Raw genomic sequence first — 21313 nt, 5'->3', positions numbered from 1 at the left:
CGGGGTGAGCGGGGCAGGGTTACTCAAGGAACTGATTATGATCGGGGTGGGAAAGTTCGAAGCCGTGTGTTTTCAGTGCCGGCCCTTCGCGGCTGAAGCCGCTCCTACAGTAGAGCGCGAGTCCCTGTAGGAGCGGCTTTAGCCGCGAAGGGCCGGTGCTGGCTACATCAATTACTGATTGGTGTAGATCTGGTCGAACACGCCACCGTCATTGAAGTGGGTCTTCTGCACGGTACGCCAGTCACCAAAGGTCTTCTCCACCGACAGGAAGTCGACTTTCGGGAAGCGGTCGGTGTACTTGGCCAGCACGCTTGCATCACGCGGGCGCAGGTAGTTCTGCGCGGCGATTTCCTGGGCTGCTGGCGACCACAGGTACTTCAGGTATTCCTCGGCCACGGCCTGGGTGCCTTTCTTGGCCACTACCTTGTCGACCACGCTCACCGGTGGCTCGGCCTCGGCCGATACGCTCGGGTAGACCACTTCGAACTGGTCGCGGCCGAACTCGCGGGCGATCATCTCGGCTTCGTTCTCGAAGGTCACCAGCACGTCGCCGATCTGGTTGGTCATGAAGGTGGTGGTGGCGGCACGGCCACCGGTATCCAGCACCGGAGCCTGCTTGAACAGCTTGCCGACGAAGTCACGGGCCTTGGTCTCGTCACCGCCTTGCTTGAGCACATAGCCCCATGCCGAGAGGTAGGTGTAGCGGCCGTTACCCGAGGTTTTCGGGTTGGGCACGATCACCTGCACGCCCTCTTTCAGCAAGTCAGGCCAGTCCTTCAGCGCCTTGGGGTTGCCCTTGCGCACGATGAACACGGTGGCCGAGGTGAACGGCGCGCTGTTGTTCGGCAGGCGGCTCACCCAATTGTCCGGCACCAGCTTGCCGTTGTCGGCCAGGGCATTGATGTCGGTGGCCATGTTCATGGTGATGACATCGGCCGGCAGGCCGTCGATCACTGCACGCGCCTGCTTGCTCGAACCACCGAAGGACATCTGCACGTTGACCTTTTCGTTGTGCTCGGCTTCCCAGTGCTTCTGGAAGGCCGGGTTGTAGTCCTTGTAGAAGTCGCGCATCACGTCGTAGGAAACGTTGAGCAGGGTTGGGGCGGCCTGGGCGAGGTTGCCGAGGGCAAGGCCTGCGGCGAGCAGCGAGGCGCTGAAGAGTTTTTTCACGTTGCTTCCTTGTTCTTGAAGGTTGTTGGGGCAGATTGCCAGCGACTATAGCGGGTGGCGCTATGGCGGTTAAAGAACAAAAAATACTTTGTTTATGCCGTCAACAGCGCAGCACTGCAACGTGCGCCTCTTGATTGCATTGAACTCAAGGCATGCGCGGTCGTTGCAGAGGCGGCATGCTAAAGGCCTAACAGGAATCAGCGCGAACGTGGCCCCGCGCGGCCTGATAAAAATACCAGTAGCCTCTCGGAGTTACAGAGTCCAACATAAGGGTGGAAAATTCGCGGGGATTATTGAGTGTGGCTTGGTGATGTTTCGATAGCCAAGGTTGAGTTGTGGATTAAGTAAATTTTTTTAGAGGTGCGCCATGAGAAAAGTTTGCTTCTTTTATTGTAAGGCGAGGTTGGCAAGTGAGATGGCTGAAAAAACGCTGAGTTTTTTCTCTGTATCTGGAAGCCCTCTCGCATTGCTGGGGGCGAATACTAAGCTATTGTCAACTAATGAAAGAGGCACAGTGCTTGGAGAGATGGCTGACAAGAGAAGTGAGTTTTCATATGCACCCTACGGATTTGGTGTGCATGAAGGGATGGAGCGTAGACACGCTTTCAATGGCCAAAGGCTAGATTCTGTAACAGGTGGTTATCTACTGGGAAACGGACACCGTCAGTTTGCTCCAGGTCTGATGCGCTTTGTGTCGCCCGATCATTTAAGCCCTTTCGGTAAGGGGGGTGTCAATTGCTATGTCTACTGTTCTTCTGATCCGGTCAATGGTTTGGATCCTTCTGGTCGTGTAAATATTGCAAAACTCTTCATGCCGTGGCGCCGAACTGGTTTAACCCGCTTCATGAAAGAGAAAAGTTTGCCGAAGGGGTTGCTGAAACCGTTGCTTAAAGCTAGATCTTCTGCGGATCGTAGAAGTATTTATGTATATGAGGCCAACGCTGATGGTGATTACAAACACTACCGGTTGGCTTGGGGGGAGGCTCCAGATCTTCTGCCGAAGGCCGCTACGAGCGAAAGTTTTGCCGGGCGTGAGCTTTATGTCAAGGGTGGGTTGAAAGTTGACTTAAAAGTTGACTCAGATAAGGATTACAAGTTTTCCGCAACTGATCGCCTTGCCGATAATTATGGTTTCCGCAGGGAAAGGCCGAGGTCGGTCGGGTTGAATTTTTATTCCTCCACTGAAGCTGGAATTGATGCGCTGTCTAAGGAAGTTAAAAGCTGGTTTGGCGAAGATGAGTGGAATAGAAGCAGCATCCCGGGTCTCGGTAGCAGTCAGGGCGGACTGGCCAATGGAGAGGTTAGACAAATTCGCCAAAATTGAAAGTGTGCTATGGCCGGCATTGGCTCACAGCCAAAGCCGGCAAAATCACAGCTTGGGAAACAGCCCATTCCCACACCGGGAACAGAACGCGGCCCCATGCTCGTGGGTCTTCTTGCTGCAGGTCGGGCAGTCATGCTGCAGCTGCTCCCCGCGCATGGCATTGGCCAGTTCGGCGGTAAAGATGCCAGTCGGCACGGCAATGATCGAATAACCGGTAATCATCACCAGCGACGACAACACCTGCCCCAGAGGCGTCTTTGGCACGATGTCGCCAAAGCCCACCGTGGTGAGCGTGACGATCGCCCAGTAGATACCTTTGGGGATGCTGGTAAAGCCATGTTCTGGCCCTTCGATCACGTACATCAAGGTGCCGAACACGGTGACCAGGGTCGACACACTGACCAGGAACACGATGATCTTCTGCTTGCTGCCGCGCAGTGCGTCGAGCAGGTAATGGGCCTGCTTGAGGTAGGGGCTGAGCTTGAGCACGCGGAAGATCCGCAGCATCCGGATTACCCGAATCATCAAGAGGTACTGGGCGTCGCTGTAGTACAGGGCGATGATCCCCGGCACGATCGCCAGCAGATCGACCAGGCCATAGAAACTGAAGGCATAGCGCAGGGGCTTGGGCGAGCAATACAGACGGGTGAGGTATTCGGCCAGGAAAATTGCAGTGAAACCCCACTCGATGGCGGCCAGCAGGCCGGCGTAGCCCTGGTGGACTTCGTCGATGCTGTCGAGGATTACTGTGACCAGGCTGGCCAGGATGATCAGCAGGAGGATCTTGTCGAAGCGCCTTCCAGCTACGGTGTCGGTCTGGAAGACGATGACGTAGAGCTGCTCGCGCAGGCTCGCAGGGTTGTTCATTGGCTCGTTCCACGGTTGCGATGGGCTGAGCCTAGGGGCTGCCCTTCAGCTGTGCAAGCGGCTGGCGTTTCGCTGCCGAGGCTGGGCCAGGTGGCTACCCAGATGCATCAGCCAGCAAGCGGCGACGAAGGGCGCAGTCAGGCCAAGTACCGGCAACATCTTGAACAGAGGTTGCAGCATCAGAGCCAGCGCAATTGCCAGCAAAGTCACCCAAGGCTTTTCACCCTGGCGGCTGAACGCTAGCGCCGCCAGCGCGGCATTGAAGCCAAACAATCCCAGCCATGCGGCTTGCGCCTGGTCGGCGAGCAGCGCCACGCCGCCGCCAATGGCCGAGCCGAGCACGGCCCACATGGCCGCATAGGGGTTGGCAATGAACATCCCGATGATGATCAGCAACCCGGCCAGCGGCTGGTCGAGCAGAAAGATCTGCCCCACGCCACGCGCCAGGGCATACGCAGGTTCTGCCTCGACGAAGCCGCTGGGCGCGGGGCTTGCGAACAGCAGTGCAACCCAGCCGAGCAGCACGAAGGGGGCGGTGTACGCGACCAGCAGCTTGCCGCCGCGCTTGCGCCACTGGTGGGTGATGATGCTCGAGAGGCCACCCGCAGCGATGATCAGCGGCGGCAGAATGACCGACCAGGGCAGCACGGCGCTGATCAGGATGCCGATCAGCACGCCGTTGTAGCAATACAGCCCGGCCTGGCGGTCGGCACGGTCGTAGCCGCGGCGCTGGGCGGTGAGCAGGCCGGAAAGGGCACCGAGCAGGGCGCCGCCGACCAGGTTGGGGGCGGTCAGCAGGATGGCCAGCAGACAGCACAGGCCGCACAGGGGGTTGCGCAGCAGCAGCACCTGGCTGAAACCGTTGAGTAACGCCGTGGCCCAGTCGGGGCACGGGTTGACGAAATTTTTGGTGTACATCGGGGCAGTCGATAAGGTTGATGGGGAGCGGTGGGCCTCTTTGGGCCTCGGTTTTCCGCAGTTCAGTTACATCGGTGTTCGGGGAGGGCTGCGCCCTCCAATCGCGACACAAGGCCGCTCCCACAGGGACCCTGTATCCATGCCTTGGCGCGGTCCCTGTGGGAGCGGCCTTGTGTCGCGAAAGGGGCGCAAGGCGCCCCCAGGGATTTCAGACCAAGGTCTCGATCCGCAAGGTATTAGTCGAACCCGGCTTGCCGAAAGGCACACCGGCGGTGATCAGCAGCGTGTCGCCACGGCTGGCCATGCCTTGTGCCTGGGCAATCTCCAGCGCTGTGGAAACCACCTCGTCGACCTGGCGCAAGCGGTCGTTGACCACCGAGTGCACACCCCAGGCCACGCTCAGGCGGCGGGCGGTGGCCAGGTTCGGCGTCAGGTTGAGGATCGGCGCCCGTGGCCGCTCGCGGGCGGCGCGCAAGGTCGATGCACCCGACTCGCTGTAGTTGACCAGCACCGCCACCGGCAGGATGCCGCTGATACGGCGGATCGCGCAGCTGATGGCGTCCGACACGGTCGCCTCGGCCTTCGGCCGGCCGACGTCCAGCTGGGCCTGGTAGTCCGGGCCGTTTTCCACCTGGCGGATGATCTTGCTCATCATCTGCACGGCTTCCAATGGGTAGTCACCCGAGGCAGTTTCCGCCGACAGCATCACCGCATCGGCACCTTCGGCCACGGCGTTGGCCACGTCGGTGACTTCGGCACGGGTCGGCGCTGGCGAGAAACGCATCGATTCGAGCATCTGTGTGGCCACCACCACCGGTTTGCCCAGCTGGCGGCAGGTGCCGATGATGCGCTTCTGGATCTGCGGCACGCTTTCGGCCGGCACTTCCACGCCCAAATCGCCACGGGCCACCATGATCGCATCCGCAAGCTCCGCGATGGCTTGCAGTTGTTCGACCGCCGAAGGCTTCTCGATCTTGGCCATCAGGTAGGCGCGGTCGCCGATCAGCTGGCGCGCTTCGACGATGTCTTCAGGGCGCTGCACGAACGACAGGGCCACCCAGTCCACGCCCAGCTCCAGGCCGAAGGCCAGGTCGCGGCGGTCCTTTTCGGTGAGCGGGGAGAGGTCCAGTACCGCTTGTGGCACGTTGACGCCCTTGCGGTCGGACAGTTCGCCACCGTTCAGCACTTCGGTGTCGATGGCGTCACTGTGCTTGGCGGTCACCCGCAGGCGCAGCTTGCCGTCGTCGAGCAGCAGGTCCATGCCCGGCTCCAGCGCAGCGATGATTTCCGGATGCGGCAGGTTGACCCGGCGGCTGTCGCCCGGGGTCTTGTCCAGGTCCAGGCGCAGGGCCTGGCCGCGTTGCAGCTGGACCTTGCCTTCAGCGAAGCGGCCGACGCGCAGCTTAGGCCCTTGCAGGTCCATGAGGATGCCCAGCGGGTAATTCAGCTGCTGCTCGACTTCGCGGATCCACTGATAGCGCAGGGCGTGGTCGGCGTGCTCGCCGTGGCTGAAGTTGAGGCGGAAGATGTTCACCCCTGCTTCGACCAGCTGGCGGATGTCGTCGATGCCTTTGATCGCAGGGCCGAGGGTGGCGAGGATCTTTACTTTTTTATCAGGCGTCATGATTGGGCAGTCTCGAGGATCAGGATGGCGCGGAAGTCGTTGACGTTGGTGCGGGTCGGCTCGGTGACGATCAGCGCATCGAGCGCGGCGAAGTAGCCGTAGCCGTTGTTGTTGTCCAGCTCGTCACTGGCCGACAGGCCCAGGGCCTCGGCGCGGGCGTAGCTGCTTGGGGTCATGAACGCGCCGGCGTTTTCTTCCGAGCCGTCAATGCCGTCGGTGTCGCCAGCCAGGGCATACACGCCCGGCAGGCCCTTGAGGCTTTCGGTGAGGCTGAGCAGGAACTCGGCGTTGCGCCCGCCACGGCCATTGCCGCGTACGGTCACGGTGGTTTCGCCGCCGGAGAGGATCACGCAGGGCGCCTTCAGTGGCTGGCCGTGCTGCACAATCTGGCGGGTGATGCCGGCGTGCACCTTGGCCACTTCGCGCGATTCACCTTCCAGGTCACCCAGGATCAGTGGGCTGAAACCGGCCTGGCGGGCTTTGACCGCGGCGGCTTCGAGCGACTGCTGGGGCTTGGCGATCAGCTGGAAGTGGCTGCGGGCCAGCGCCGGGTCATCGGCCTTGACGGTTTCCGAGGCGGGGTTGTTGAGCCAGTCGATGACGGCTTTGGGCGCTTCGATGTTATAGCGCTTGAGGATCGCCAGGGCATCAGCCGAAGTGCTCGGGTCGGCCACGGTCGGGCCAGAGGCGATGACCGTGGCCAGGTCGCCAGGCACATCGGAAATCGCATAGGTGTAGACGGTGGCCGGCCAGCAGGCCTTGGCCAGGCGGCCGCCCTTGATCGCCGAGAGGTGCTTGCGCACGCAGTTCATCTCGCCGATGGTGGCGCCGGACTTTAGCAGCGCCTTGTTGATCTGTTGCTTGTCAGCCAGGGTCAGGCCTTCGGCTGGCAACGCCAGCAGGGCAGAACCGCCGCCGGAAAGCAGGAAGATGACGCGATCTTCTTCGTTGAGGTTGCTGACCAGTTCCAGCACGCGCTTGGCCACGGCCAGGCCGGCGGCGTCGGGGACCGGGTGAGCGGCTTCGACCACCTCGATCTTCTGGCAGTTGGCGCCATGGCCATAACGAGTGACAACCAGCCCGGAAACTTCGCCCTGCCAGCTCTTCTCGACCACTTCGGCCATGGCGGCTGCGGCCTTGCCGGCGCCGATGACGATGACCCGGCCGCTACGGTCGGCGGGCAGGTAGGGTTCGAGGACTTGACGTGGGTGGGCGGCGGCGATGGCTGTGTCGAACAGGTCGCGGAGAATTTTTTGCGGATCGACCGACATGGCAGGCTCCCATTTATTGTTGTTCTGCAGAATCAAAAACGCCCCTGGAACTGCCTCCGTGCAGGCCGAACCAGGGGCGGGTGTTGCTCGGTGTCACCCGCTGAACCTGTGGTCGCAGGTTCAGCGGGGTTGGCCTCATCGCGGATGAATCCGCTCCTACAAGGGGTAGTGTGTAGGAGCGGATTTATCCGCGAAGGGCCGGTACAGGCTTACTTGTCGTCGCGGATCGAGAAGTTGGCCATGTGCTCCAGGCCTTTGATCAGTGCCGAGTGGTCCCAGTTGCCGCCGCCCAGGGCCTGGCAGGTGTTGAACACTTGCTGGGCATTGGAGGTGTTGGGCAGGTTGATGCCCAGTTCCTTGGCGCCTTGCAGGGCCAGGTTGAGGTCCTTCTGGTGCAGGTTGATGCGGAAACCTGGGTCGAAGGTGCCTTTGATCATGCGCTCGGCGTGCACTTCGAGGATCTTCGACGAAGCGAAGCCGCCCATCAGGGCTTCACGTACCTTGGCCGGGTCTGCGCCGTTCTTGGCGGCGAACAGCAGGGCTTCGGCAACGGCCTGGATGTTCAGGGCGACGATGATCTGGTTGGCCACCTTGGCGGTCTGGCCGTCGCCGTTACCACCGACGCGGGTGATGTTCTTGCCCATGGCTTCGAACAGCGGCAGGGTGCGCTCGAAGGCTTTCGGGCAACCACCGACCATGATGCTCAGGGTCGCGGCCTTGGCACCGACTTCGCCACCGGACACCGGGGCGTCCAGGTAGGCAGCGCCAGTGGCCTTGATCTTCTCGGCGAAGGCTTTGGTGGCGGTAGGGGAGATCGAGCTCATGTCGATCACTACCTTGTTCGGGCCCACGCCTTCAGCCACGCCGTTCTCACCGAACAGGACGCTTTCGACCTGCGGGGTGTCCGGGACCATGACGATGATGAATTCGGCTTCCTGGGCCACTTCCTTCGGGTTGGCCAGGGCGACTGCGCCAGCGGCGATCAGGTCAGCCGGGGCGGCGTCGTGGTGGGTGGAAACGAAGATGCTGTGACCTGCTTTCTGCAGGTTCTGAGCCATGGGCTTGCCCATGATGCCGGTGCCGATGAAACCGATTTTAGCCATGAGAGATTACCTCGTTGTATTTGTTGTATCTCTGTAGGAGCGGCCTTGTGTCGCGAAAAAGCTGCGCTGCAGCCCCGGCAATCTTTGCCTTGGCTGAAATCCTGGGGGCGCTAAACACCCCTTTCGCGACACAAGGCCGCTCCTACAAGGTTTCGCGTACTGTCTTAGATGGCGTTGTGCGTTTTCAGCCAGCCCAGGCCTGCTTCGGTGGTGGTCAGCGGCTTGTACTCCGCGCCCACCCAGCCCTGGTAGCCGATGCGGTCCAGGTGCTCGAACAGGAAGCGGTAGTTGATCTCGCCGGTGCCTGGTTCGTTGCGGCCTGGGTTGTCGGCCAGCTGGATGTGGTTGATCAGTTTCAGGTTGGCTTCCATGGTGCGAGCCAGGTCACCTTCCATGATCTGCATGTGGTAGATGTCGTACTGCAGGAACAGGTTGTCGCTGCCGACTTCCGCCTGGATTTCCAGGGCCTGCTTCGTGGTGTTCAGGTAGAAGCCCGGGATGTCGCGGGTGTTGATCATTTCCATGACCAGGCGGATCCCGGCGGACTTGAGCTTGTCGGCGGCGTAGCGCAGGTTTTCCACGAAGGTCTTGCGCACGGTGGCGCAGTCCGGGCCTTGTGGGCGAATGCCGGCCAGGGCGTTGACCTGGGTGTTGCCCAGCACCTTGGCGTACTCGATGGCCTTGTCGACACCGGCGCGGAATTCCTCGACGCGGTCGGGGTGGCAGGTGATACCGCGCTCACCTTTTGCCCAGTCGCCCGCCGGCAGGTTGAACAGCACCTGGGTCAGGCCGTTGGCGTCCAGCTGCTGCTTGATTTCGGCAGCGCTGAAATCGTACGGGAAGAGGTATTCGACGCCGCTGAAACCAGCGTCGGCGGCAGCCTTGAAGCGGGCCAGGAAGTCCTGTTCGGTGAACAGCATGGACAGGTTGGCAGCGAAGCGAGGCATGAGTTGTCTCCTTGCGATGAAGGCCCCCAGGGCATGCCTGGGGGCGGCAGGCGATCAGTCCAGCAGCGAGATGGCGGTTGGCGCGTCGTTGCCGACCAGGGCCAGGTCTTCGAACTCGTTGACCGCGTTGATCTCGGTGCCCATGGAAATGTTGGTCACACGCTCGAGGATCACTTCGACCACGACCGGCACGCGGAACTCTTCGGCCATCTTCTGCGCCTTGAGCAGGGCAGGGGCGATTTCTGCCGGCTCGAACACGCGGATGGCCTTGCAGCCCAGGCCTTCGACCACAGCGACGTGGTCGACACCGTAGGTGGCGGCGTCGGTCGAGTTGATGTTCTCGAACGCCAGTTGTACACAGTAATCCATGTCGAAGCCACGCTGTGCCTGACGGATCAGGCCCAGGTAGGCGTTGTTCACCAGCACGTGGACGTACGGCAGGTTGAACTGCGCGCCTACAGCCAGCTCTTCGATCATGAACTGGAAGTCGTAGTCACCGGACAGCGCGACAACCTTGCGTTTCGGGTCGGCCTTGACCACGCCGAGGGCGGCAGGGATGGTCCAGCCCAGCGGGCCGGCCTGGCCGCAGTTGATCCAGTGGCGTGGCTTGTACACGTGCAGGAACTGCGCGCCGGCAATCTGCGACAGGCCGATGGTGCTGACGTAGGTGGTGTCCTTGCCGAATACCTGGTTCATCTCTTCGTACACGCGCTGCGGCTTGACCGGCACGTTGTCGAAGTGGGTCTTGCGCTGCAGGGTGGCCTTGCGCTCCTGGCAGTCTTGCAGCCAGGCCTTGCGGCACTTCAGCTTGCCTGCGGCTTTCCACTCGCGGGCCACTTCGAGGAACACGTCCAGTGCCTTGCCGGCGTCGGACACGATACCCAGGTCCGGGGTGAACACGCGGCCGATCTGGGTCGGTTCGATGTCCACGTGCACGAATTTGCGGCCTTCGGTGTAAACGTCGACGGAACCGGTGTGGCGGTTGGCCCAGCGGTTACCGATACCGAATACCAGGTCGGATTTGAGCAGGGTGGCGTTGCCGTAGCGGTGCGAGGTCTGCAGGCCGACCATGCCGACCATCAGTTCGTGGTCGTCAGGGATGGTGCCCCAGCCCATCAGGGTCGGGATTACCGGCACGCCGGTCAGTTCGGCGAACTCGACCAGCTTGTCGCTGGCGTCGGCGTTGATGATGCCGCCACCGGCTACCAGCAGTGGGCGTTCGGCGTCATTGAGCAGGGCCAGGGCCTTTTCAGCCTGTACGCGGGTAGCGGACGGCTTGTTGACCGGCAGCGGCTCGTAGGCGTCGATGTCGAATTCGATTTCGGCCATCTGCACGTCGAACGGCAGGTCGATCAATACAGGGCCTGGGCGGCCGGTGCGCATTTCATAGAAGGCTTTCTGGAAGGCGTACGGCACCTGGCCTGGCTCCAGAACGGTGGTTGCCCACTTGGTCACCGGCTTGACGATGCTGGTGATGTCGACAGCCTGGAAGTCTTCCTTGTGCAGGCGAGCACGCGGCGCCTGGCCGGTGATGCAGAGGATCGGGATGGAGTCGGCCGAGGCGCTGTACAGGCCGGTGACCATGTCGGTGCCGGCTGGGCCGGAGGTGCCGATGCACACGCCGATGTTGCCTGGGTTGGCACGGGTGTAGCCCTCGGCCATGTGCGAGGCGCCTTCGACGTGACGAGCGAGGACGTGATCGATGCCACCGACTTTCTTCAGGGCCGAGTACAACGGGTTGATGGCAGCCCCCGGGATGCCGAACGCGGTATCTACACCTTCACGGCGCATGACCAGAACGGCTGCATCGATTGCTCTCATTTTGCTCATGGTTTGTGCCTCATCGATTTTGTAATTGTATACAACTTGCTTTGTGCCAAAGTGTATTCACGGCTGGCCGCTCAGGTCAACGGGTTTTCGTCGGGTTGCGTCGCTTTCGTTCGAGCGCCCGTGAAAACAGCGGTTTGCGGTCTCGCATACGATCGTTTCAATTTATTGTATACAAAAATACATTCAGTTGTGTTCTATTGGCTTATTGGTTTTTCACCTGCCCTCAGGGCTTCTCACAACAAGAAGAGGACCTTTCCATGAACGCTTTGAACCTGAAAGTCGCTGTCAGCCTGGTGAACGCCGCGCTGGCGGCGGGCCGCAAGATCAATGCAGCGCCACTGACCGTGGCCGTGCTTGATGCCGGTGGGCACCTGCTGGCCTTGCAGCGCGAGGACGGTGCCAGCCTGATCCGCCCGGAAGTGGCTACCGGCAAAGCCTGGGGGGCGATTGCCCTGGGCAAGGGCTCGCGTTTGCTGGCGCTCGATGCGCAGCAGCGTCCGGCGTTTTTCGCGGCGTTGAACGGCTTGGGCGAACGGCCGGTGGTGCCGGCGCCGGGTGGTGTGCTGATTCGTGATCAGGACGGCAAGGTGCTGGGTGCGGTAGGGATCAGCGGCGATACGTCGGATATCGACGAGCAGTGCGCGATCAGTGCGATCGAAGAGGTGGGGTTGAAGGCGGATGCGGGTGTAGCTGCCTAAACCGATGTAGCCTGTTCCGGCCTGTTCGCGGGTAAACCCGCTCCCACAGGGATTCCACAAGCTTCAGGCCTGTGGTGCTCCTGTGGGAGCGGGTTCAGCCGCGAAGAAGCCTATGCCGATTGTCAGGCCGCCTCGGGCTCACAGCCCTTCAGCACCATGCGGATGATGGTGTCGGCCGCAGCATCGTAGTCGCTGTCGGCCAGCTTGGCCTTGCCGGTCACTGCCGAGATCTGCCAGTCGAAATCGGCATAGGTCTGGGTCGCGGCCCAGATGCTGAACATCAGGTGGTGGGCATCGACATGGGCAATCTGCCCGCGGTCGATCCAGCGCTGGATGCACTCGATGTTGTGCCGGGCCTGCTCGTTCAACTGCTCCACCTGGTTCGGCGACAGGTGCGGTGCGCCATGCATGATTTCGCTGGCGAACACCTTCGAGGCATGCGGCAGGTCACGCGAGATGCGGATTTTCGAGCGGATGTACGAACTCAACACTTCTTTCGGGTCACCGTCGGCATTGAACGGCGTCGAAGCCTGCATGATCGGCGCGATGATGCTTTCCAGGACCTCGCGGTAGAGGTTGTCCTTGGATTTGAAGTAGTAATACACGTTCGGCTTGGGCAGGCCGGCCTTGGCAGCGATGTCGCTGGTCTTGGTGGCGGCGAAGCCCTTGTCGGCGAATTCTTCACTGGCTGCGCGCAGGATCAGCTCCTTGTTGCGCTCGCGAATGGTACTCATGGTGCTGGCGGTCCTTTGGCGCTGCGAGCCCGGATGGTAGCACTGATTGGCAGGCTGTCGCTTGCCTGAACAAGACGAGGATCGACCGTTACCCTGTATGGGGGGGTGCTAGAGTTTCAACGGGTCGTCCTTCGTGGAAGCACTGTCGTGGCTAACGGCGTACGGGCAAGGCGCGGACTTCTGATGGGCCTGGGAGGGCTGTTGGTGCTGGGCCTGCTGACCTGGTGGCTGCTCTCGGGCCCTGCACATGCGCCGCGCCCGGCCAGCCCCGGCGAGCCGGTGGCCGCTGTGGCCGTGGCCCTGCAGGATGTGCCGGTGTACATCGATGCGCTGGGCACGGTGACGCCATCGCGCAGTGTCAGTGTGACCACCCAGGTCAATGGCATCCTGGCCACCGTGGAGTTCACCGAAGGCCAGACGGTGCGCCAGGGCCAGGTCATCGCCCGCATCGACGACCGCGCGCTCAAGGCGCAACTGGCCCAGGCGCGCGGGGTGCTGGCCCATGACCAGGCGGTGCTGGACAATGCCCGCCGCGACCTCGCGCGCTTTCGCGAGTTGATCAAGGCCGGTTCGGTCAGCCAGCAGACCCTCGACACCCAGGCTTCCAGCGCGCAACAACAAGCGGGCACGGTGGCCGCCGACCAGGGCGCGGTGCAGAACCTTGAGGTGCAGGTGGGCTACTGCACCATCGTTTCACCGGTGGATGGCGTGGTGGGCTTGCGCCAGGTCGACCCAGGCAACTATGTCAGCACCACCAGTACCACGCCGATCGCGGTGATCACCCAGCTGCACCCGGCCATGGTGGTGTTCGCCGTGCCGGAGGATGACCTGGGCAAGATCCACCAGGCGCAGCTCAAGGGCCCGGTCAGCGTGCTGGCCTATGACCGCGACAAGCACAACCTGCTGGCCACGGGCACGCTGCTGGCGCTGGATAACCAGGTCGATGTCGGTACCGGCACGGTCAAGGTCAAGGCCCGCTTCGACGAGGCGGGCACGGCGCTGTTCCCCAACCAGTTCGTCAACGCCCGGCTCAAGGCCGATACCCTGGTGCAGGTGCCGGTGGTGCCGACGCGGGCGATCCAGCATGGCAGCCAGGGCGATTTCCTGTTTATCGTGCAGTCTGCCAAGGCGCAGTTGCGCCGGGTGCGCAGCGGGCCCAGCAGCGGTGATGTCACGGCGATCCTCGACGACGGCGTGCGCCAGGGCGAACAGGTGATCACCGAGGGGGCCGACAAGCTCGACGACGGCGCTGCGATCAAGGTGGTGGCGCAATGAGGCGCGGTGGATGAACATTTCCCGCCCGTTCATCGAGCGGCCGGTGGCCACCTGCCTGCTGATGGTCGCCGTGTTGCTGCTGGGCATTCTTGGCTATCGGTTGCTGCCGGTGTCGGCGTTGCCGCAGGTGGATTACCCGACCATCCAGGTATTTACCCAGTACCCCGGGGCCAGCCCTGAGGTGGTCAGTTCGTCGATCAGTGCACCGCTCGAGCGCCAGCTGGGCGAAATGCCGGGATTGCGCTCGATGGGCTCGACCAGCTCCGATGGCGTCTCGGTGGTGACCTTGCAGTTCGACCTGACGTTGTCGCTGGATGTCGCCGAACAGGAAGTGCAGGCAGCAATCAATGCCGCCGGCACCTTCCTCCCGGCCAACCTGCCGTACCCGCCGGTCTACAGCAAGGTCAACCCGGCCGACGCGCCGGTACTGACCCTTTCGCTGACCTCCGATGTGCTGCCACTGACCAAGGTCCAGGACCTGGCCGACACCCGCCTGGCACAGAAGATCTCGCAGATCACCGGCGTAGGCCTGGTGACCATCAGTGGCGGGCAGCGCCCGGCGGTAAGGGTCGAGGCCAACACCTCGGCACTGAACAGCCTCGGCCTGTCGCTGGAAGACCTGCGCACGCTGCTGGGCAGTGCCAACGTCAACCAGGCCAAGGGCAATATCGATGGGCGCTTCCAGGCTTATTCCATCGGCGCCAATGACCAGTTGCAGAAGCCCGAAGACTACCGTGACCTGGTCATCGCCTACCGCAACGGCGCGGCCATTCGCCTGTCCCAGGTGGCAAGCTCCATCCTGGGGCCGGAAAACCCCCGGCAGATCGCCTGGACCAATGCCACGTCAGCCATCGTGCTGAATATCCAGCGCCAGCCCGGGGCCAACGTGATCGACGTGGTGGACCGGGTGCAGCGCTTGCTGCCGACCTTGCGCGCCGGCCTGCCCGGCACGCTGAAGGTGGCGGTGCTGACCGACCGCACCCAGACCATCCGCGCTTCGGTCAGCGATGTGCAGTTCGAACTGGGTGTGGCCGTGGTGTTGGTGGTGCTGGTCATCCTGGTGTTTCTGCGCAGCCTGTCGGCCACGCTGATTCCGGCATTGACCGTGCCCCTGACGCTGGTCGGGACCCTGGCGGTGATCTACACACTGGGTTTTTCCCTGAACAACCTGACCTTGATGGCCCTGACCATTTCCATCGGTTTTGTGGTCGACGATGCCATCGTCATGGTCGAGAACATCACCCGTTACCTGGAGGCAGGCGATACGCCGCTGCAGGCAGCGCTCAAAGGCGCGGCGCAGATCGGCTTCACCATCGTCTCGCTGTCGATCGCGTTGATCGCGGTGATGATTCCGCTGCTGTTCATGGGCGATGTGGTGGGCCGGCTGTTCCGTGAGTTCGCCATGACCGTGGCGGTGGCCATCGTCATTTCCGCACTGATCACCCTGACCCTGACGCCGATGCTGTGCGCGCGCATGCTGCAGCGCAATGCCGCGCCGGCGCAGGATGACCTGTTCAGCCGCATCGAGGGCCGTTACCTGCGGGGCCTGGATTGGGTGTTGGCACATCGGGGGCTGACCCTGCTGTCGGTGTTGCTGACCGCAGCCTTGACCGTGCTGACCTTGTCGGCCATGCCCAAGGGTTTCTTTCCCGAACAGGACACCGGTCTGATCCAGGGGATCTCACAAGCTGCGCCGACTGCCTCGTTCAGTAACATGCAGGCGCAGCAGCAGCGCCTGGTAGCGCGCATCTTGCGTGACCCTGCGGTGCAGAGCCTGTCTTCGTTCGTCGGTATCGACCAGAACAACCCCACGCTCAATCAGGGCAGCCTGCTGATCAACCTAAAGCCGCGTGGCCAGCGCGACAGCGCTGCAGCCGTCATCCGCCGGTTGGCCGATGCCAATGCCGACGATGCCGGCATCCGCTTGTACCTGCACGGCGTGCAGGACCTGACCCTGGACGCCACGGTGTCGACCACCAGCTATCGGCTGGGGCTGCAGGCCGCCGACATGGAAACCCTCGAGCGCTGGACCACCAAGCTGCTGGCGGCGATCCGCCAGGACCCGATGTTCACCGATGTGCACAGCCAGGCCCTGCAGTTCGGCAACCAGATCCAGCTGGACTTCGACCGCGCCACGGCTTCGCGCCTGGGTGTCACGCCCCAGGCCATCGATGATGCGCTGTACGATGCCTTTGGTCAGCGCCAGGTCTCGACCCTCTACACGCAGCTCAACCAGTACCACGTGGTAATGGTCAGCGACCGGCCGCCGCACAACCTCGCGACCTGCTCACCGGCCTGTATGTGAGCCTGCCGGGTGGGGGCGTGGTGCCGTTGTCGAGCATGGCCAGCCAGCAGGTGCAGCGGGTGCCGCTGACGCTTGACCGGCTGGGCCAGTTCCCCTACGCCGATATTGCCTTCAACCTGGCCCCGGGGCAGACCCTGGGCGCGGCGGTAAACCGGCTCAAGGTAATCGAGGCGCAACAGGGCCTGCCGACTGCCGTGCAGGTGTCGCTGGAGGGGGCGGCGGCGACCTTTGCCGACTCGCTGGGCAATCAGGCCTTTCTGGTCGCGGCGGCGATCGTCGTGGTCTACCTGATGCTGGGCATCCTCTACGAAAGCTTCGTGCACCCGGTGACCATCCTTTCCACCTTGCTCTCGGCGGCCTTGGGGGCATTGCTGGCGCTGTGGCTCACCGGCCTGCAATTCGACATCATCGGCCTGATCGGTATCGTGTTGCTGATCGGCATCGTGATGAAGAACGGCATCATGATGGTCGACTTCGCCCTGGAGCTGCAGCGCCGTGACGGTGCAGAGCCGCTGCAGGCGATTCGCCGGGCCGCGCAGTTGCGCCTGCGACCGATCCTGATGACCAGCCTGGCGTCGTTGTTCGGCGCCGTGCCGCTGGCGCTCGGCACCGGGGTCGGCTCGGAACTGCGCCACCCGCTGGGCATCGCCATCATCGGTGGGCTGCTGCTCAGCCAGTTGCTGACGCTGTTCACCACGCCAGTGATCTACCTGGCGATGAATAGCCTGTCGCAGCGCTTGGGTCGCAGTCGTTCGTTGCAGGACGCCACGCCATGAACCTCAGCGCGCCGTTCATCCAGCGCCCGGTGGCCACGGCGCTGCTGGCCCTGGGCCTGGCCCTGTTCGGCAGCCTGGCCTTCACCTTGCTGCCGGTGGCGCCGTTGCCGGAGGTGGACTTCCCGACCATCAGCGTGCGCGCATCGTTGCCGGGTGCCGACCCTTATACCGTGGCCACTTCGGTGGCCACGCCGCTGGAGCGCCAGTTCGGGCAGATCGCCGGGGTGACCCAGATGACCTCGGCCAGCACCCTGGGGGCAACCCGCATCAACCTGCAGTTCGACCTCGACCGCAACATCGACGGCGCGGCCCGCGATGTGCAAGCGGCGATCAACGCGGCGCGCAGCAACCTGCCCAGTGACCTGACTGGCAACCCTACCTACCGCAAGGTCAACCCGGCCGATTCACCGATCCTGATCATTGGCCTGACCTCGGACAGCGCCACCCCGGGGCAGATGTACGATGTGGCCTCGACCCTGCTGGAGCAGCGCCTGCTGCAGACCCGCGGAGTCGGCGACGTGACGGTAGGGGGCGGGGCTTTGCCGGCGGTGCGGGTGGAGCTCAACCCAGACCGCCTCAACCACTACGGCGTGAGCCTGGAGCAGGTGCGTTCGACCATTGCCAACGCCAACGTCAACCTGCCCAAAGGCGTGGTCGACCTTGGCGCGCAAAGCCATGTGCTGGCGGCCAATGACCAGCTGTACACCCCCGCCGATTACGCGCCGCTGGTGGTCAAGCAGGTCGCGGGCAGCCTGGTGCGCATCGCCGACCTCGGCCAGGTGCGCGAAGACGTCGAGGACCTGCGAAACTTCGGCCTGTTCAATGGCAAACCGGCGGTGCTGCTGGTGCTGTTCAAGCAGCCGGGGGCCAACGTCATCGACACGGTGGACGCCGTCAAGGCGCAGCTGCCGTTGCTGCAGGCCTCGATACCGGCAACCATCAAGTTGAGCGTGCTGATGGACCGCAGCACCACCATCCGTGCCTCGTTGCGGGATGTGGAAATCACCCTGTTGGCGGCGATCCTGCTGGTGACCCTGGTCACTTACGGGTTTTTCCGCGATTGGCGCAGCACCCTGGTACCTGCCACCGTCGTGCCGCTGTCGCTGTTGGGTACCTTCGGCGCCATGTATTTTCTGGGTTACAGCCTGAACAACCTGTCGCTGATGGCGCTGACCATTGCCACCGGTTTCGTGGTGGACGATGCCATCGTCGTGGTGGAGAACATCATGCGCCACCTGGAGCGCGGCGTGCCGAGGCACCGGGCCGCGCTGCAGGGGGCGGGTGAAGTCGGCTTCACGGTGCTGAGCATCAGTGTGTCGCTGGTGGCGGTGTTCATCCCGCTGCTGCTGATGGGCGGGATCGTGGGCCGGCTGTTTCGCGAGTTCTCCGTGACTCTGTCGTTGTCGATCGTCATCTCCATGCTGGTCTCGCTGACGGTCACCCCGGTGCTGGCCAGCGTGCTGCTGCGCCCGCCACGGCACCCCACTGATGCGCACACGCCGGACTCGCGCTTGCATCGCTTCTATGATCGCAGCCTGGCCTGGGCCATCGACCATTCGCGGCTGATGGGCCTGCTGACCCTGCTGGTGCTGGTGCTGGCCGTAGTGCTTTACGCCGTGGTGCCCAAGGGCTTCTTCCCGCAGGAAGACAGCGGGCGCCTGAGCGGTAGCATCCTCGCTTCGCAGAGTGTGTCGTATGCGGCGATGCAGGCGGACTTTCGCGAGATCAACCGCCAGGTGGTGAGCAACCCCAACGTTGCCACCGTGGGCGGTTTCGTCGGTGGCGGTGGTGGCGGTGGCTCCGGTGCAATCAACAGTGCCCAGCTGTTCGTGGCCCTGAAGCCCAAGGGCGAGCGGCAGGCCACGGTCGACCAGGTCATCGCACAGATACGCCACACCCTGGGGGCGATGCCAGGCACGCGGCTGTACCTGCAGTCGGCGCAGGACATCACCGTCGGTGGCCGGCAAAGTGGGGCGCAGTTCCAGTACACCCTGACCGCTGACGACCAGGATACGCTCGACCTGTGGGTGCCCAAGGTGGTGGAGGTGCTGCGTGGCTTGCCGCAGCTCACCGACGTCAACACCGACCAGCAGAACGCCAGCCTGATGACCCACCTGCAGGTCAACCGGGATGCCGCCGCGCGGCTGGGCGTGAGCATGTCGGCCGTGGACCAGACCCTGTACGACGCGTTTGGCCAGCGCCAGGTGTCGACGCTGTACCGGGCTGCCAACCAGTATCACGTGGTCATGGGCCTGGCGCCGTCCTACTGGACCGACCCTGCGGCACTCAAGGCCATCTACTTGCCCAGCCGCCAGCCAGGCGAGCCGCTGGTGCCGCTGATGGCGGTGGCCAGCCAGTTGCTGGAGCGCACGGCCATCGCCATCAACCACCAGGGTACCTTTCCGGCGGTGACCGCCTCGTTCAACCTGGCCCCCGGGGTGTCCATCGGCCAGGCCACGGCGCTGGTCGATAACGCTGTGGCGCAGTTGCGCATGCCGGCCAGCGTAGTCGGTGAGTTCGCCGGCACCGCGCAGGTGTTCAAGGCGTCGCTGGCCGGCGAGCCGCTGCTGATCGCCGCAGCGTTGCTGGCGGTGTACATCGTGCTTGGCATCCTCTACGAGAACCTGGTGCACCCGCTGACCATCCTCTCGACCTTGCCTTCTGCCGGGGTCGGCGCCCTGGTGGCGTTGCTGCTGACCGGAACCGAGCTGTCGATCATCGCCCTGGTGGGGATGATCCTGCTGATCGGCATCGTCAAGAAGAACGCGATCATGATGATCGACTTTGCCCTCCATGAACGGCGCGTCGAGGGCAGCGACGCCCGTGCTGCCATCCGCCGGGCGTGCCTGGTGCGGGTGCGGCCTATCCTGATGACCACCCTGGCGGCCACATTGGGTGCGTTGCCATTGGTGCTGGGCAATGGCTATGGCGCGGAGCTGCGGCGGCCGCTGGGCATTTCGATCATCGGCGGGTTGCTGTTCAGCCAACTGCTGACGCTGTACAGCACGCCGGTGGTCTACCTGTGGCTGGACCGCCTGGGCGGCAAGGCCAAGGAGCAAGGCACATGAAGCTGCGCGGCGCGGGCCTGTTGCTGTTCCTGATGCTTGCCGGCTGCATGGTCGGCCCGAACTACCAGCGCCCTGAGCTGGCGCTGCCGCAAGGCTTCAAGGAGGGCACCCAGTGGCAGCGCGCCGCAGCCAACCCGCAAGGGGCGCTGGCAAGCCGCTGGTGGCTGGCCTTTGGCGACCCCCAGCTGAACAACCTGGTCGAGCAGTCGGCGCGAGCCAACCAGTCGATCGTCGCTGCCGAAGCCGCCTGGCGCCAGGCCAAGGCCCAGGTCGACATCAGCCGTGCCGGGCTGTGGCCGACGGTCACTGCCGGGTTGACCATGAGCCGTGGCGTCGATGGTGGTGGTGCGGGCCTGTCCCAAGGCACCGGCAGCGGTGTGCAGCAGACCGTCAGCGCTACGCTGGGGGCAAGCTGGGAACCTGATCTGTGGGGGCAGGTGCGGCGCACCATCGAGTCCAACCAGGCCCTGGCCGATGTGTCGGATGCCCAGCTGGCTGGGGTGCGCCTGTCGATCGCCAGCAGCGTGGCGAGCAATTACCTGGGCTTGCGCCAGCTGGACCTGGACATTGGCCTGCTCGAACAGCAACAGCAGCTCAACCAGCAATTGCTGGACATGACCCAGGCCAGCTTCCTCCAGGGCACGGCGTCCAACGATCAGCTGCTGGTGGCCCAGGACCAGCTGAGTACCGTGGTCGTCAGCCTGCAGACCGCCCAGCGCAGCCGCGAGCAGTTCGAGCATGCCCTGGCCGTGCTGGTCGGCCAGGCTCCGGCACAGTTCAACGTGGCGCCCAGGGCCGATTACGATTTTGTCGTGCCGCACCCGCCCTTGAGCCTGCCTTCAGCGCTGTTGCAGCGGCGGCCCGATGTGATCGCCGCCGAGCGCACTGCGGCGGCGGCCAATGCCCGGATTGGCGTGGCTGAAGCGGCGTTTTTCCCGAACCTGGACCTTACCGCCGAAGTCGGTTTCCGTGGCAGCGCCCTGGGCGGACTGTTCAGCACCGCCAACCGCATCTGGAGCCTGGGGCCTGCGCTGTCGGCGACGCTGTTCGACGGTGGCGCCCGCGAGGCGGCCTTGCGCCAGGCATACGCCGGCTACGACCAGGACGTGGCCAACTACCGTGGCACGGTGCTGGCGGCGTTGCAGAATGTCGAGGACAACCTGTCGGCGCTCAACCACCTGCAACGCCAGGCGGACACCTTTGGCCAGATCCACCAGCGCAACCAGCAGCTGTTTGCCAGCCAGCAGTCCCAGCAGCGCGCCGGGGTGGCCAGCCAGCAGGCGGTGCTGACCCAGCAGTTGCTGCTGTTGCAGAGCGAGCAGAGCCTGCGCGATGCCCAGGGCCAGCAGAGCCAGGCCAGCGTGGCGCTGATCCAGAGCCTGGGGGGTGGCTGGGCACCCTGA

The 21313-nt window shown here is 63.5% G+C and carries 14 protein-coding genes and 1 pseudogene; 6 read left to right on the top strand and 9 right to left on the bottom strand.

Annotated elements, in window-relative coordinates:
* Window positions 1-171: 171 nt before the first annotated feature.
* Window positions 172-1170 carry a sulfate ABC transporter substrate-binding protein gene (locus BUQ73_RS18010; protein ID WP_079229087.1) on the bottom strand — a complete coding sequence of 333 codons (999 nt, stop codon included), beginning with the start codon at window positions 1168-1170 and terminating at the stop codon, window positions 172-174.
* A 415-nt stretch (window positions 1171-1585) separates the two neighbouring features.
* Between BUQ73_RS18010 and BUQ73_RS18005 the strand changes: the two genes are divergently transcribed.
* A complete protein-coding gene (locus BUQ73_RS18005) occupies window positions 1586-2494 on the top strand; it encodes an RHS repeat-associated core domain-containing protein (RefSeq protein ID WP_237772716.1) in 909 nt (302 codons plus the stop codon).
* 45 nt (window positions 2495-2539) lie between these two features.
* Here BUQ73_RS18005 and BUQ73_RS18000 read toward each other — a convergent pair whose 3' ends face one another.
* The 7 genes from BUQ73_RS18000 to gcl form a co-directional block, all read right to left on the bottom strand.
* Complete coding sequence (locus BUQ73_RS18000; protein WP_079229086.1) at window positions 2540-3361, bottom strand: ion transporter; 822 nt, start codon at window positions 3359-3361, stop codon at window positions 2540-2542.
* Window positions 3362-3406: 45 nt separating this feature from the next.
* Window positions 3407-4279, bottom strand: coding sequence for an urea transporter (locus tag BUQ73_RS17995; protein ID WP_079229085.1), 873 nt, complete (start codon window positions 4277-4279; stop codon window positions 3407-3409).
* A gap of 208 nt (window positions 4280-4487) precedes the next feature.
* Window positions 4488-5903, bottom strand: coding sequence for a pyruvate kinase (gene pyk, locus BUQ73_RS17990; protein WP_079229084.1), 1416 nt, complete (start codon window positions 5901-5903; stop codon window positions 4488-4490).
* Window positions 5900-7174, bottom strand: a complete 1275-nt coding sequence (locus BUQ73_RS17985; protein ID WP_079229083.1) for a glycerate kinase type-2 family protein — start codon at window positions 7172-7174, stop codon at window positions 5900-5902. The genes pyk and BUQ73_RS17985 overlap by 4 nt, the downstream gene beginning before the upstream one ends.
* A gap of 209 nt (window positions 7175-7383) precedes the next feature.
* The gene (locus BUQ73_RS17980; RefSeq protein WP_003254347.1) at window positions 7384-8277 is read right to left on the bottom strand and encodes a 2-hydroxy-3-oxopropionate reductase; all 894 of its coding nucleotides are present in this window, start codon (window positions 8275-8277) and stop codon (window positions 7384-7386) included.
* Between the two features lie 164 nt (window positions 8278-8441).
* Window positions 8442-9224, bottom strand: coding sequence for a hydroxypyruvate isomerase (gene hyi, locus BUQ73_RS17975; RefSeq protein ID WP_079229082.1), 783 nt, complete (start codon window positions 9222-9224; stop codon window positions 8442-8444).
* A 54-nt stretch (window positions 9225-9278) separates the two neighbouring features.
* On the bottom strand, window positions 9279-11054 hold the full coding sequence (gcl, locus tag BUQ73_RS17970) for a glyoxylate carboligase (RefSeq protein WP_060485907.1): 1776 nt from the start codon (window positions 11052-11054) through the stop codon (window positions 9279-9281).
* Window positions 11055-11311: 257 nt separating this feature from the next.
* Here gcl and BUQ73_RS17965 point away from each other — a divergent pair, with 257 nt between their 5' ends.
* Entirely contained in the window at window positions 11312-11752 is a 441-nt protein-coding gene (locus BUQ73_RS17965; protein ID WP_008091653.1) for a GlcG/HbpS family heme-binding protein, read from the top strand.
* A 122-nt stretch (window positions 11753-11874) separates the two neighbouring features.
* On the opposite strand, the gene BUQ73_RS17960 is transcribed toward BUQ73_RS17965, so the two are convergent.
* Complete coding sequence (locus BUQ73_RS17960) at window positions 11875-12486, bottom strand: TetR/AcrR family transcriptional regulator (RefSeq protein ID WP_079229081.1); 612 nt, start codon at window positions 12484-12486, stop codon at window positions 11875-11877.
* A 183-nt stretch (window positions 12487-12669) separates the two neighbouring features.
* Between BUQ73_RS17960 and BUQ73_RS17955 the strand changes: the two genes are divergently transcribed.
* The 4 genes and pseudogenes from BUQ73_RS17955 (at window position 12670) to BUQ73_RS17940 (ending at window position 21313) form a co-directional block, all read left to right on the top strand.
* On the top strand, window positions 12670-13761 hold the full coding sequence (locus BUQ73_RS17955) for an efflux RND transporter periplasmic adaptor subunit (RefSeq protein ID WP_079229080.1): 1092 nt from the start codon (window positions 12670-12672) through the stop codon (window positions 13759-13761).
* 10 nt (window positions 13762-13771) lie between these two features.
* Window positions 13772-16842 (top strand): annotated as a pseudogene (locus tag BUQ73_RS17950) (efflux RND transporter permease subunit).
* Entirely contained in the window at window positions 16839-19910 is a 3072-nt protein-coding gene (locus BUQ73_RS17945; protein WP_079229079.1) for an efflux RND transporter permease subunit, read from the top strand. The pseudogene BUQ73_RS17950 and the gene BUQ73_RS17945 overlap by 4 nt, the downstream one beginning before the upstream one ends.
* Window positions 19907-21313 (top strand): efflux transporter outer membrane subunit, encoded by a 1407-nt coding sequence (locus tag BUQ73_RS17940; protein WP_079229078.1) that lies wholly within the window; start codon window positions 19907-19909, stop codon window positions 21311-21313. The genes BUQ73_RS17945 and BUQ73_RS17940 overlap by 4 nt, the downstream gene beginning before the upstream one ends.

Source organism: Pseudomonas putida (assembly GCF_002025705.1).
GTDB lineage: Bacteria > Pseudomonadota > Gammaproteobacteria > Pseudomonadales > Pseudomonadaceae > Aquipseudomonas > Aquipseudomonas putida_J.
This window is presented reverse-complemented; position numbering and strand designations above follow the sequence as displayed.